Raw genomic sequence first — 14,366 nt, 5'->3', positions numbered from 1 at the left:
GTTACCGTTGACGGGCCGTTGATTGGGTCGCATGCGGTGGCGATGAGACAAGATGGATGAAAGAGGGGGCCGTCTGCTTCCGGGTTTTGCTTAATCCTGGCCTAAGGCACATAAGCTGAACGGTTTATTTCATCTTGGAATTAGGCGTGATAGGTAAATTTTCATTATTTTGAGCAAAATAGCGGTACTTTGCTGAATAAACTTTGGTCAAATGCCACAAAATGGGGCCATAGCCGTACAAACTTCAAGGCTGTTGCCGCATGGTGCATCGCAATAAGTTAGAATAAGCCTTTAAGAAACCTCAGACAGAAGCAAGTTGGTACGCTGGCGCTGGTTTGCCGGCAGCCTGCCTGCGCTGTCTGCCATCGTCTAAGCCGCCGCACATGAACGCTCCAGTCCAGATACCCACCCTGCATGCCGAGACGCCGCAGGGCGCTTTACCTACCCGTGTCCGGGAAATCCCTTATAACTACACCTCCTTTTCAGACCGTGAAATTGTGATCCGCTTACTCGGCGAAGATGCATGGTCTTTGCTGGATCAGTTGCGCGGTAAGCGCCAGACCGGGCGTTCTGCGCGCATGTTGTATGAGGTGCTGGGCGATATTTGGGTCGTGCGCCGTAACCCGTATCTGCAGGACGATATGCTGGATAATCCGGGACGGCGTCAGGCACTGATTGATGCGCTGAATCACCGTTTGGCGGAAGTCGAAAAACGCCGTCTGAATACCCAGAATGATGACGATGCCGAGCGTAGCAATAGCGTGGAAACGCTGGTACTGGCTGCGCGCAAAGCGGTGGCCGATTTTGCGCGTGAATTCCGTGATACCTATGATTTGCGTAAAAAAGCCAGCCGTCTGCTGGCGCGCTATACCGCCAAAGACAATATCAAATTTGATGGCCTGAGCCGCGTTTCCCATGTGACGGATGCGACTGACTGGCGCGTCGAATATCCGTTCGTGGTACTGACGCCGGATACCGAAGACGAGATGGCAGGTCTGGTCAAGACTTGTATAGAACTTGGGCTGACCATCATTCCACGCGGCGGTGGCACCGGCTATACCGGTGGTGCGATTCCGCTCACGCCTTTGTCGGCCGTGATTAACACGGAAAAACTGGAAACCCTGGGAGCGGTAGAAATGACGCGCTTGCCGGGTGTGGATCGCGACTATGCAACCATCTATTCCGGCGCCGGAGTGGTGACGAAACGGGTGTCGGATGCGGCAGAAAAAGCTGGCTTCGTATTTGCAGTCGACCCGACATCGGCCGAGGCATCCTGCATAGGCGGCAATGTGGCGATGAATGCAGGCGGTAAGAAAGCCGTATTGTGGGGCACCGCGCTGGATAACCTGGCTTCCTGGAAAATGGTTGATCCGAATGGCGACTGGCTGGAAGTCACGCGTCTGGAACATAATCTGGGCAAAATCCACGATGTGGAGCTGGCGAAATTCCGTCTGGAGTGGACCCATCCCGGCGATAAGCAGCCTTTCAAGACCGAGCAGCTGGAAATCAAGGGCCGGGTATTCCGCAAAGAGGGCTTGGGTAAGGACGTGACTGATAAATTCCTGGCTGGCTTGCCGGGTGTGCAAAAAGAAGGATGTGATGGGCTGATCACTTCAGCACGCTGGATTTTGCACAAAATGCCGAAATTCGCACGTACCGTTTGTCTGGAATTTTTTGGCCAGGCCAGGGATGCCATCCCTAGCATCGTCGAGATCAAAGATTATCTGGATGGCGAAAGCAAGCAGGGTGGCGCGATACTGGCCGGTCTGGAGCATCTGGACGAGCGTTATCTGAAAGCAGTCGGCTACACCACCAAATCGAAACGTGGCGTGTTGCCGAAAATGGCCTTGTTCGGCGATATCGTCGGTGATGATGAAGATGCGGTGGCACGCGCCGCCTCGGAAGTGATACGCATCGCGAACACCCGCGTGGGCGAAGGCTTTGTCGCGGTGAGCCCGGAAGCGCGTAAAAAATTCTGGCTGGACCGCGCCAAAACAGCCGCTATTTCCAAGCATACCAATGCCTTCAAAATTAATGAAGACGTGGTGATACCGCTCAATCGTATGGGCGAATACACCGATGGTATAGAACGTATCAATATCGAATTATCGATACAAAATAAGCTCGCCATGCTAGCTGAGCTGAAAGCGTTTTTCAGCAAAGGCAATCTGCCGCTGGGTAAGAGTGAGGATGCCGATGGTGACGATATTCCGGCGGCTGAATTGCTGGAAGACCGGGTATTGCAAACCCAGGCATTACTCGATGCGACCCAGGCGCGCTGGTCTTATTTATTACAGCAACTGGATAAGCCTTTGCGTGAAGCGCAGTCCGAATTACTGCAACTGGGCCTGGAAAAACTGGCCGCTAATGTTGAAGAGAGGCTGCAACGCCAGCCTGATGCGACTGTGTTTTCGCTGGTGCAGGACAGAACCATACGCGTGTCCTGGAAAAACGAATTACGCAGTCCTTTACGTCAGATTTTTAACGGCGCTGCATTCCGCCTGATACTCGATGAGTGCGTCGCGTTGCATAAAAAAGTGCTGCGCAGCCGTGTGTTTGTCGCTTTGCATATGCATGCGGGTGACGGCAATGTGCATACCAATTTGCCGGTGAACTCGGATGACTATGCGATGCTGCAGGTGGCGCATCATGCGGTAGCGCGCATCATGGTGCTGGCACGTTCGCTCAATGGCGTGATTTCAGGCGAGCACGGTATCGGTATCACCAAGCTGGAATTTCTGACTGAAGAAGAAATCTCTGACTTCCGCAGCTACAAACAAAGAATCGATCCTGAAGGCCGCTTCAATAAAGGCAAGCTGCTGAATCTGCCCGAGTTCGCCGCAGATTTACGCAATGCATATACGCCTTCTTTCGGTCTGATGGGCCATGAATCGCTGATCATGCAGCAAAGCGATATCGGTGCGATCGCCAACAGCGTCAAGGATTGCCTGCGCTGCGGTAAATGCAAACCGGTGTGTGCCACCCATGTGCCGCGCGCGAATCTGCTGTATTCGCCGCGCAACAAAATTCTCGCGACTTCCTTGCTGGTCGAAGCCTTCCTGTATGAAGAGCAGACCCGGCGTGGCATCTCGATCAAACACTGGGATGAATTCTCGGATGTGGCCGATCACTGCACGGTCTGCCACAAATGCGTGAACCCCTGCCCGGTGGATATCGACTTTGGTGATGTATCCATGAATATGCGCAATTTGCTGCGCAAAATGGGACAAAAAAAATTCAATCCGGGTACCTCGGCTGCGATGTTCTTCCTGAATGCGACTGACCCGGCCACGATTAATGCGACCCGTCAGGTCATGGTAGGGCTGGGCTATAAAGCGCAGCGCTTCGGTCATGATTTACTGAAGAAAGTGGTGAAAAAGCAGACTAAGGCGCCACCCGCAACGGTAGGCCGCGCACCGGTCAAAGAGCAGGTCATCCACTTCATCAATAAAAAAATGCCGGGCAATCTGCCTAAGAAAACTGCGCGCGCTTTGCTTGATATTGAGGATGATAAAGTGGTGCCGATTATCCGTAATCCGCACACCACCAATGCTGATACCGAAGCCGTGTTTTACTTCCCCGGCTGTGGCTCGGAACGTCTGTTCTCACAGGTAGGTCTGGCGACGCAGGCGATGTTGTGGAATGTCGGTGTGCAGACGGTGCTGCCACCTGGCTATCTGTGCTGCGGCTATCCGCAACGTGGTAACGGCCAGTTTGATAAGGCAGAGAAAATGATGACGGATAACCGCGTGCTGTTTCATCGCATGGCGAATACGCTCAATTATCTGGATATCAAAACGGTGGTGGTGTCTTGCGGTACTTGCTATGACCAGCTCGCGACCTATGAGTTTGATAAAATTTTCCCGGGTTGCCGCATTATCGATATCCATGAATATCTGATGGAGAAAAATGTACGTCTGGAAGGCGTGACCGGCACCCGTTACATGTATCACGATCCCTGCCATACGCCGATGAAGTTACAGGACCCGCTGAAGACAGTGAACGCGCTGATTCCAGCTGCCAATGGTACGCAGAAGATAGAGAAAAACGAACGCTGCTGCGGTGAGTCTGGCACGCTGGCAGTCAGCCGTCCTGACATATCTACTCAGATACGCTTCCGCAAAGAAGGTGAAATGCAGCGCGGTGCCGATAAGCTGCGCGCGGATGGCTTCAGCGGTGATGTGAAAATTCTTACCTCCTGCCCATCCTGTATGCAAGGCCTGTCGCGCTATAACGACGACAGCGGCACTGAGGCAGATTACATCGTGGTCGAAATGGCGAAACATATACTGGGTGAGAACTGGTTGCCCGAGTATGTGGAAAAAGCGAATAACGGCGGAATTGAAAGGGTATTGGTGTGATGCAGTCTGTTCAGCATGAAGCCGTGCCCGGCTGTGAATTATGTGCGGCTACTCAGGCGCAGCTTATTGTAAGCAGCGCTAACTGGCGTGTGATTTTGGTGGATGATGTGAATTATCCAGGCTTTTGCCGCGTGATCTGGAATCAGCACGTCAAAGAAATGACCGATTTGTCTGAGGCGGAACGGCAGGAAATCATGCAGGTGGTGTGGCAGGTGGAAGCGGCACAGCGTGAAGTGCTGCAGCCGCATAAGATCAATCTGGCCAGTTTTGGTAATATGGTGCCGCATTTGCACTGGCATGTGATACCGCGCTATCTGGATGACACTCATTTTCCGAATCCGGTCTGGGCCGCAGCACAGACCAGCGGCCCAGCAGAAGAAATTCTGAGTGCCAGACGTGAACGCCTGCCACAATTGATCCGCGCCATACAACAGCGCTTATCCAGCATATAACAACGATGAGTACAGCTAAACCACAACCTACTTCACTCAATGCGCGTACCCAGTCGCGCGTCCTGGAAATCAGCTTCGACGATGGTCGCAGCTTTGTACTGCCGTTTGAGCTGATGCGCGTGTATTCACCTTCAGCGGAAGTACGTGGTCACGGCGTGGGGCAGGAAACCCTGCAAACCGGTAAGCGTGAAGTCAGTCTGGTGGGCATAGAACCGGTTGGGAATTATGCGGTGCGCCCCTTATTCTCTGACGAACACAGCTCAGGGATTTTCACCTGGGAGTATTTATACTGGTTAGGCGAAAATCAGAGCCAGCTGTGGCAAGACTATCTGCAAAAGCTGCAGGCAGCAGGGCATCCGGGTGAGACTGGCCGCGATGCGCCCATGATCAGTGCAGGACGTTCCTGTGGCAGCGCTCACTAAGCGGCTGTTACAGGCCGGACAGCGGCAAGTGCAGCGCCATGGCCGCACAGCCAGTGTCAGTGCGGCAGGTTTGCTGCTGATGAGCGCTTGCAGCAGCATTACTGAAGCGCCATCTGGTCGCAGTGGCTCTGTGCCTGGCACTGCCAGTCCTATCGCTGCAACTGGCAACGGCAGCGCATCACCCGCAGAGTTAGCAGGGAAATCACTGCCACCACCGGCGCCATCGCAGGCCGCCAGCATAGATGCATACAAGCGCGAAGTGGCACAGCGCGTCTATGCCAGTTTCCCTTCTTATGTGTATCAGGAGCAGCCTCAGCCTTTGCTGCGCGCCGTGATCGTGTTGCGCTATGTGATCAATGCCGATGGCAGTCTGAACCGGGTGGAACTGTTACGCGGTAACGGCGATCGTTACGCTGAACAGCGCGCCATGCAAAGCCTGCGTCAGGCTGCACCGTTTGCCAAACCGCCAGCTAAATTAATTCGTGGCGCCAGACTGGAGCTATCTGAAACCTGGCTGTTCAACGATGATGGGCGTTTCCAGGTACGCAGTATCGCCTTACCTCAGCGCGCAGAGTAGGCTGCTGTGCAGCGCCTCGGGCTGCGGCCAGTGCCCCGGATACATGTTGAGATGACCAAAATCCATGCCGTTTGCGGGCACTTCCCCTATAATGCGGCATCGCAAAGGAGTCAGAAATTATGAGCAATACCACCCATTTCGGTTACACCACAGTCGAAGAAAATCAAAAAGTACATAAGGTTGCGGAAGTTTTCCATTCTGTGGCGGCCAAATACGACATCATGAATGACGTGATGTCTGGTGGCTTGCACCGCATCTGGAAAATCTTCACCATCGCCCAGGCCGGCGTGCGTCCCGGCTTCAAAGTGTTGGATATCGCCGGTGGTACCGGTGACCTGACCAAAGAATTTGTGAAGCAGGCGGGCAAGACTGGCGAAGTCTGGCATACCGATATTAATGAGTCGATGTTACGTGTAGGACGCGACCGCCTCTTGAATAAAGGACTGATCACCCCCACTTTACTGTGCGATGCAGAGAAATTACCTTTCCAGGATAATTATTTTGACCGCGTCACGGTTGCTTTCGGTTTGCGTAATATGACGCACAAAGAGCAGGCGCTGGCAGAAATGCGCAGGGTGTTAAAACCGGGCGGTAAATTGCTGGTGCTGGAATTCTCTAAGGTGCCTGAAGTGCTGCAAAAACCGTATGACCTGTATTCATTCAAGATACTGCCTTGGATGGGACAGAAAATCGCGGGTGATGCAGACAGTTACCGTTATTTGGCGGAATCTATCCGTATGCATCCGGATCAGGAAACGCTGAAAGGCATGATGGAAGCGGTCGGTCTGGAAAAAGTACAGTATTTCAATTTGACGGCAGGTGTGGCCGCATTACACACCGGTATCAAACTTTAAGAAGTGAAGGAGTCACAGCAATGAAGAAATTTTTACTCGCCATGGTCATGGTCGCCAGCACCTTAGCAATGACGGTGACGGATGCTGATGCTAAACGCCTGGGCGGCGGTGGGTCTTCCGGACGCCAGTCACAAAATGTGTCGCGCCAGGCGACGCCGGCTGCACCTGCGAATCCGGGTAATGCGGCCAATCAGGCTAAGCCAGGTGCGCCAGCTGCTGCGCCCGCACCTGCTGTGCCGCCTAAACCAGCGACTCCATGGAAAGGTATCGTTGGCGGTCTGATCGGTGGCGCCTTACTGGCCGGTGTGTTGTCCCACTTTGGTCTGGGTGGTGCAGTCGCCAGTATGCTGGGTTCGCTGCTGACGTTCGCGGCCATCGGTTTCCTGATTTTCTTCCTGTTCCGTCTGTTCCGTGGCAATAAAGCGGCACCGGCGAACGCCTTCAGTCAGCCAGCGTATGCCGGTGTGCCACAGGCGCAGAGCTTCAGTCAGTCTCAGCCTCAGTCTCAGCCTGATCATCAGGCTTATCAGTCAGCCCAGACCCAGACTGCAGTTGATCCGAATGCGGGTTCCTGGACGATTCCGGCTGATTTCGATGTGCCTGGTTTCCTGCGTAGCTCCAAGTCTTATTTCATCCGCTTGCAAGCGGCCTGGGATAAGGCAGATGTCAATGATCTGCGTGAATTCACCACCGGTGAAATGTTCGCTGAATTGAAATTGCAATTGCAGGAACGTGGTGCCAGTGCGAATGTGACCGACGTGGTCAGCATCGATGCCGATTTGCTGGGTATTGAACAGGTAGGCAATGATTACATGGCCAGCGTGAAGTTCACCGGCATGATCAAAGAAGCGGCGAATGCGCCGACCGAGCCTTTCGCCGAAGTCTGGAATCTGTCTAAACCTGCAAATGGTCAGGGCGGCTGGGTACTGGCAGGGATACAGCAAGTCTGATCTGTCACTTAGCAGTAGTGCAGACAGGTCATAGCTAAGCGCTGTCAATCAGTTGATCGCAATCAGTTGATAGCAATAAGTTGATAGCAATAAGTTGGGCTTAGCTGATACAGATCCAGGACCTGCCTGCCCGGAAACTGTTAAACTGGAGACCGCCCGTCATTTGTCGGGCGGTTTTTTTATTGATACCTGGCAGAGTAGATCCGCTTATATCGGATATTAAGCCTGCCACCGGGACTGTTATGATCTCCGTTGCTCCCTTTATTAATCACTTGTTAGCACGCGAAGACTGGGCTTTGCAGCAGTTATTGCCGCACGCCGGTAAGGTCGCCTGTATTGATACCCAAATGCTGCAAATCCGCCTGAGGATAGCGGTCGATGGCTATCTGGAAGCAGTAGCGCCGGATGCGCTGGCTGATGTCACGATACGGATACAGGCCAGCGATGTGCCGCTGATACTGCAAAACCGCGAACGTGCTTTCTCTTATGTGAAAATTGAAGGGGATGCTGATCTGGCGAATACCATTTCCCGACTCAGTGAACATCTGCGCTGGGATGCTGAGGCCGATCTGAGCCGTGTGATCGGCGACATTCCCGCCGTCCATCTGGTCGCAGGCAGTAAATCCTTGATAGCAAACGTACAGCAGGCACATCAGCGACTGCAGCACAACCTTGCGGAATATCTCACCGAAGAAAAACCCGTACTGGTACGCCCGCAGCTGACCCGCCAGCTGGCTCAGCAAGTTCAACAAACCCGTGACGATGTCGAGCGTCTCATGAAGCGCATCGAAAGACTGGAAAGGTTGCGTTCATGATTTTGAAGTTTGTCCGTCTGTTTAAAATTATCCGTGTCACGCTGCGTTATGGCATAGATGAAATCGCGCTCAGCGGCTTGCAAGTGCCAGGTTTGCTTAAGCTGCTGAAGACGGCTTTGTTTTGGCGTGATTTGTCGGCGCCACGTGGCGAACGCCTGCGTAAAGCCTTAGAAGATCTGGGTCCTATTTTTGTGAAGTTCGGCCAGGTCTTATCCACCCGGCGTGATCTGATGCCACCGGATATCGCCGAAGAACTCGCGAAGCTGCAGGATCGCGTTCCTTCCTTCGATCCTGATCTGGCAATAGCACAGATACAGAAATCACTGGGCGCCCATCCGGATACCTTGTTCGGCAGTTTTGAACGCATACCGGTCGCGTCTGCCTCTATCGCGCAGGTGCATTTCGCTACCCTCAAAGACGGCCGTGAAGTCGCGGTCAAAGTGCTGCGTCCGGGGATGAAAGACACCATCGATAAAGATGTAGCCTTGATGCAGGTCGCCGCCAGCTGGCTGGAGGCCTTGTGGGCCGATGGCAAGCGCCTCAAGGCCAGAGAGGTAGTCGCAGAGTTCGATAAATACCTGCACGACGAACTGGATCTGATGCGCGAGGCGGCAAACGGTAGCCAGCTGCGTCGCAATTTCATGGATTCCGATTTATTGCTGGTGCCCGAAATGCATTGGGATTACTGTTCTTCATCAGTGATCGTGATGGAGCGCATGAAGGGCATACCGATTTCCCAGATTGAGCGTTTGCGTGAAGCCGGTGTCGATCTCAGCAAATTGTCCAGAGATGGCGTGACCATCTTTTTCACTCAGATTTTCCGCGATGGTTTTTTTCATGCGGATATGCATCCAGGGAATATCCTGGTATCGACCGATCCGGCGACCTTTGGACGCTATATCGCGCTGGATTTCGGCATCGTTGGCACCCTCAATGACTTTGATAAAGATTATCTGTCACAGAATTTCCTGGCTTTTTTCCAGCGTGATTACAAACGTGTGGCACAAGCCCACATCGAATCTGGCTGGGCGCCGAAAGAGACCCGTGTTGATGAGCTGGAAGCCGCGGTGCGCGCCTGTTGTGAACCTATTTTCGACCGTCCGCTGAAAGATATTTCATTTGGTCAGGTGCTGTTGCGCCTGTTCCAGACTTCGCGCCGTTTCAATGTGGAAGTGCAGCCGCAACTGGTACTGCTGCAAAAGACGCTGCTGAACATTGAAGGCTTAGGACGTCAGCTCGATCCGGATCTGGATTTATGGAAAACCGCCAAGCCGTATCTGGAGCGCTGGATGAGTGAACAGGTAGGCTGGCGTGGGCTGCTCGATAAACTCAAAGACGAGGCGCCACGCTACAGCCATATCTTCCCGCAATTGCCACGTCTCGCGCATCAGGCCCTGAGCCGGATGGCAGAGGGTAATCAGGATCATCAGATGCTGGCTGCTTTGCTGGCAGAACAAAGGGCAACCAATACCCTGCTGCGTACTATCATTTATTTTGCCGGAGGCTTGCTGGCGGGTGTGATCGCCGCACAATTGCTCTACCACTGGTACTTTTTGGCCTGAACCTCTCAGTCAGGGACGCTGCCACTATGTCAAACTTTCTGCAACGTGATGCGCGCCAGCCAGCCTTCTGGGATGAGCGCTTTGAGCAGCAATTCACACCCTGGGACAAAGGCGCTGTGCCTCAGCAATTCCGGCAATTCATCGCGCAAAGTGAGGCTGGCAGCGTGCTGATACCCGGCTGCGGCAATGCGTATGAAGCAGGATTCCTGGCGCAGCAAGGCTGGCAGGTAGAGGCCATTGATTTTTCTGCGGCTGCGGTACACAGTGCGCAGCAAGTGCTTGGCCCGTGGGCAAAGCTGGTGACGCAGGCAGATTTTTTTGAATTTACGCCCGCTCAGCCATTGGCATTGATCTACGAGCGTGCTTTTTTTTGCGCATTGCCACCTGAATTCCGGCCACGCATCGTTCAGCGCTGGGCAGAGCTATTGCCGGCCGGCGCCACGCTGGCGGGTTATTTTTACCTCGATGAGAACCCACTGCACTCACCCAAAGGGCCGCCATTTTTGACGCATGCCGACAGCCTGATGCAAATGATGTCGCCTTATTTTCAGTTAGAGCTGGATCAGGCTTCGCTCGATGCACTGGAGGTATTCGGTGGTAAAGAGCGCTGGCAAGTCTGGCGCCGGATATAAGTGAGTTTTGTTGATGCTTAGCGGGCAGCGCTTGCTAGGAAGCCAGCGCAGGTAGTGCTACTATCTTTCTGTTTTTATCAGCCACACTTCCCGATGCGATTTCTACGACCACGTTCAAACTTAGATCAGTTGCCAGCGATAGCACTGGATGCGGGCAAAGTCCGGACTTTGCTGAGTGCTGCTGCCTATAAGCAGGAATTGCTGCAGCAGATTGCGCATGCAAAAAACCGGATTTACCTGTGCAGTCTGTATCTGCAGAATGACGAAGCCGGAGCGGAAATACTGGCGGCGCTACATGCTGCCAAAGCTGCGCGTCCGGCATTGGATATCGCCGTGATGGTGGACTGGCACCGCGCGCAGCGTGGTTTAATCGGTGAAAAAAAACAGACGGGTGTCAGTGCCGGTAACGCCGCCTGGTATCAGCGCATCAGCAGTCACAGCGCGACCCAGGTGCCGGTCTATGGCATCCCGGTGCAGACCAGCGAATTGTTTGGTGTGCTGCATCTCAAGGGCTTTGTGATTGATGATCTGGTCATCTACAGTGGTGCCAGCCTGAACAATGTCTACCTGCATCAGTTTGATAAATATCGGCATGACCGCTATTTGCTGATACAGAATGCCGTGCTCGCGAATTCCATGGTGGACTTTATCCGTCAGCATTTGCTATCCGCTTCAGCTGTACACAGACTGGATAAAGCAGGCTATCCTGCGACTAAACAGATACGTCCGGAAATCCGCAGCTTTCGTGCCAGTCTCAAAAAAGCACGCTATCATTTTCCATCCGGGCTGGAGCGGCATGCGCAGCAATTGTCGGTGACGCCCTTAGTCGGCGTGGGGAAAAACAATCCCTTAAACCGCGTGATCTGCCAGTTGATCGCTAATAGCCAGCAAAGCATTTGTATCTGTACCCCGTATTTCAATTTTCCAGTTGCGATTACCCGTGAAATCAACCGCGCCTTAAAACGTGGCGTGAAAGTGGATGTGATCGTCGGTGATAAAACCGCGAACGATTTTTATATACCGCCGGAAGAACCCTTCAAAGTGATTTCCGCATTGCCGTATCTGTACGAGGCCAATTTACGGCGCTTTGCCAAGTCGCATCAGAAAGATATCCAGGCAGAGCGCCTGCGTCTGCATCTGTGGCGTGAGGGGACGAATAGCTATCATCTCAAGGGCATGTGGATAGACGAGGATTATGCGCTGATGACCGGCAATAACCTGAATCCACGCGCCTTCCGGCTGGATTTGGAAAATGCCTTGCTGATCCACGATCCTCAGCATGAATTGCAGCCACAGCTGCAACAGGAACTGAACAGCATTTTGCAGCATACCAGCCAGATTCACGATTATCAGCAACTCGAAAAAATCCGTGATTATCCGGCGGATGTGAGTAAATTACTTGGACGTCTGAGTACGGTAAGGCTGGATCGCCTGGCTTACCGGGTGTTATAGGCTTGCACCTTGCCAGATATGCGCTGAACAGGAGTAAGCGATGCGTTTTGCATTTGTTGGCTGTGACAGAAATATCGGCGTACTGGAAAGTCTGCAAGCCGCAGGCTGGACTTTGCTCAAAGTGTTTAGCCAGTTAGCCACGGAGGTCTCGGGCAGTAATCAACAACTGACTGCATTGGCGGCCTTGCAGAGTATTCCGTTGCAATTGAATCGTATACAGACTGCCGATTTGCAGAGCCTGGCAGATACTGGATGTGAGGTTCTGATCGTCGCCAGCTACAACTATAAAATTCCCGACTGGCGGGCTTATCTGCCGTATGCCGTGAATTTCCATCCTTCGCCGCTGCCGGTCGGACGCGGTCCGTATCCGCTGATTCAGGCCATCCTGCGCGGACATCGTTCGTGGGCGGTGAGCTGCCACCGTATCGATGCGGGCTATGACACTGGCGCAGTGCTGGACGCTGAAAGGTTTGCACTCGATGAGTACGATACGCATGAAACCCTGCACCTGAAAATACAGATTGCCAATCAAGTGCTGGCGACCAGGGTTGTGGCCAGATTCAGCCAGTTATGGCGTGATGCGCAAATTCAGGATGAGGGCGAATACTGGCCCATGTTCAGTATGGAAGAGCAGACGCTGGATTGCAGTAGCAGCGTCGCGCATATCCGGCGTCAGTTACGCGCTTTTGGCGAGCTCGGCTGTTATACCCGTTTTCAGGGACAAAAAATCCAGGTGCTGCAAGCCAGTGCCTGGCCCGGTGACCATAATCTGCTCGCTGGCAGCCTGGTACATCACGCAGGGAATACGCTGGTACTGGCTTGTGCTGATGGCTATCTGGCTTTACAGGACTGGCGCTATCTGCCGGACCAGGGTTTAACCCGCAATGCCCATGCTTTGTAGTGTCAGCTTGTTTTGCCTTGTTTTACGCCATTGTTTCAGCCTGTAGATTTGTTCTGCTACCAGCCGGCGCCAAGGGCTGTTCTTCACGCAATGAAATTCCAGATAATCGACTTGTTCCGGTCCCCAACGGGTTTTCGATACATCCTCGCCGACAGATAAATTGATGGCCGGGATGCCGCAACGGATAGCCCATTGTATGGTCTCCGCGACCAGGGTGGTCATCACACTGTACTGGCCGTAGTTCAGATCATAGCCCGAATAATACAGATAGACTTGCTGCTCCATGCGAAAGGCCAGTCTGAGCGCGACTATCTTGCCGTTCAGTTTCAAGGCCAGTAACAGGCAGCGTTCCGAAAACGGACTGTTGAGCAAGCCTTGCAGCAGTGCCTGATGACGCGGCGCGGCGAAATAGTCGGGATGCTGTATGGTGTCACTGGCTGCTGCGCGCATGCCATGCAATTGGTAAAACAGCGGTAACAGCGGCAGGATTTGTTCACGCCCTTGCAGCACACAGAATTCCGGTTCCAGCTGATCGCGTTTCAGCGAGTTATAGCAGCGCCGCAGCGATTCCTTGATATTGCGCTTTAACTGAGATTTAAAACTATCCCAGTCCGTCCCCAGATGCAGGATAAAGTTAGGGATGGGGCGGCTGCTCAGCGGATGTAATGCATGATTATTTTGCAGGAAGTGTTGTGCTGACTCTGCGTCCTGTACCAATTGAAATTCCGTCAGTCCGAATAGCTCTTCACTGGAAATTTCTTCCCAACACCGCAACACCCGTTCGCGATATTGCGGCAGGCTTAGCGGCAGGCGCAGTTCGGTCAGATTTGGATCTGCGCCAAAGGGACGCACATAACGGTAGAGATAAAAATAATGGGTGCCGATATGGATATTGGTAAGTGGCAGCACGGCGACCAGATCCTGGCCGGAAAACAGCGCGCAAATCAGCAATTCATCTTTACGCCAGCCGGACCTCTGAGCGAAATGAGTCCACCAGACCCGGTTCCAGTCATAGGTCTGAAACGGTAGCAAATCTGCCACCTGAGCCTCCAGTTTGCGCCAGGCATCTGCCAGCGCATCGAAGTCAGCTTCGGATCGGATTATCTTTTTCTGTAAATGGCTCATGCGGACGGATTCATTCAAGCAAACAACGGATTTGATGTATGTTTATTTGGAAACTTACTTGCTACACTGCGTTACAAGGACTTAGCTTATGCCATGGTTTTTTGTTTCAGGCAACTAATTTCAGCGTAATTAATTGAGTAAAGTTCTGAACTGGTCTGTTCGCTATTGCATGAGCAGGCACGCTGAACAGGGTGTAAAACCAGGTAGTGAGGATAGATTTTCCAAACTGAAGTCTGACTGGTATGTAGTGTAGGCATAAAGGT

12 protein-coding genes are annotated in these 14,366 nt (G+C 53.1%); 11 read left to right on the top strand and 1 reads right to left on the bottom strand.

Annotated features, from left to right (window positions below; translation table 11 throughout):
* Positions 1-383: 383 nt before the first annotated feature.
* From H8K43_RS15730 to H8K43_RS15680, 11 genes are all read left to right on the top strand, one after another.
* Positions 384-4,361: a DUF3683 domain-containing protein gene (locus tag H8K43_RS15730; protein WP_186904708.1), complete on the top strand. Its 3,978-nt coding sequence runs from the start codon at positions 384-386 to the stop codon at positions 4,359-4,361.
* Positions 4,361-4,813, top strand: coding sequence for an HIT family protein (locus tag H8K43_RS15725; protein WP_186904774.1), 453 nt, complete (start codon positions 4,361-4,363; stop codon positions 4,811-4,813). The genes H8K43_RS15730 and H8K43_RS15725 overlap by 1 nt, the downstream gene beginning before the upstream one ends.
* A gap of 5 nt (positions 4,814-4,818) precedes the next feature.
* A complete protein-coding gene (locus tag H8K43_RS15720; protein ID WP_186904707.1) occupies positions 4,819-5,235 on the top strand; it encodes a gamma-butyrobetaine hydroxylase family protein in 417 nt (138 codons plus the stop codon).
* Positions 5,219-5,812: a TonB family protein gene (locus tag H8K43_RS15715; protein ID WP_186904706.1), complete on the top strand. Its 594-nt coding sequence runs from the start codon at positions 5,219-5,221 to the stop codon at positions 5,810-5,812. The genes H8K43_RS15720 and H8K43_RS15715 overlap by 17 nt, the downstream gene beginning before the upstream one ends.
* Before the next feature lie 119 nt (positions 5,813-5,931).
* The gene (gene ubiE / locus H8K43_RS15710) at positions 5,932-6,666 is read left to right on the top strand and encodes a bifunctional demethylmenaquinone methyltransferase/2-methoxy-6-polyprenyl-1,4-benzoquinol methylase UbiE (protein ID WP_186880416.1); all 735 of its coding nucleotides are present in this window, start codon (positions 5,932-5,934) and stop codon (positions 6,664-6,666) included.
* Between the two features lie 20 nt (positions 6,667-6,686).
* Positions 6,687-7,616: a Tim44 domain-containing protein gene (locus H8K43_RS15705; RefSeq protein WP_186904705.1), complete on the top strand. Its 930-nt coding sequence runs from the start codon at positions 6,687-6,689 to the stop codon at positions 7,614-7,616.
* 242 nt (positions 7,617-7,858) lie between these two features.
* On the top strand, positions 7,859-8,431 hold the full coding sequence (locus tag H8K43_RS15700; protein ID WP_186904704.1) for a ubiquinone biosynthesis accessory factor UbiJ: 573 nt from the start codon (positions 7,859-7,861) through the stop codon (positions 8,429-8,431).
* Complete coding sequence (gene ubiB / locus H8K43_RS15695; protein ID WP_186904703.1) at positions 8,428-9,993, top strand: ubiquinone biosynthesis regulatory protein kinase UbiB; 1,566 nt, start codon at positions 8,428-8,430, stop codon at positions 9,991-9,993. Before H8K43_RS15700 ends, ubiB begins: the two co-directional genes overlap by 4 nt.
* Before the next feature lie 26 nt (positions 9,994-10,019).
* A complete protein-coding gene (locus tag H8K43_RS15690) occupies positions 10,020-10,625 on the top strand; it encodes a class I SAM-dependent methyltransferase (protein ID WP_186904702.1) in 606 nt (201 codons plus the stop codon).
* A gap of 93 nt (positions 10,626-10,718) precedes the next feature.
* Positions 10,719-12,077, top strand: a complete 1,359-nt coding sequence (gene pssA, locus H8K43_RS15685; protein ID WP_186904701.1) for a CDP-diacylglycerol--serine O-phosphatidyltransferase — start codon at positions 10,719-10,721, stop codon at positions 12,075-12,077.
* Between the two features lie 40 nt (positions 12,078-12,117).
* Positions 12,118-12,978 carry a methionyl-tRNA formyltransferase gene (locus tag H8K43_RS15680; protein WP_186904700.1) on the top strand — a complete coding sequence of 287 codons (861 nt, stop codon included), beginning with the start codon at positions 12,118-12,120 and terminating at the stop codon, positions 12,976-12,978.
* Here the strand turns inward: H8K43_RS15680 and H8K43_RS15675 are convergent.
* Positions 12,952-14,103, bottom strand: coding sequence for a GNAT family N-acetyltransferase (locus tag H8K43_RS15675; protein WP_186904699.1), 1,152 nt, complete (start codon positions 14,101-14,103; stop codon positions 12,952-12,954). The genes H8K43_RS15680 and H8K43_RS15675 overlap by 27 nt on opposite strands.
* Between the last annotated feature and the right edge of the window lie 263 nt (positions 14,104-14,366).

This window comes from Cognatundibacterium curvum (assembly GCF_014284235.1).
Lineage (GTDB): Bacteria > Pseudomonadota > Gammaproteobacteria > Burkholderiales > Burkholderiaceae_D > Undibacterium > Undibacterium curvum.
Note: the sequence above shows the minus strand (reverse complement) of the source record. Positions and strands in the feature narration are given on the sequence as shown.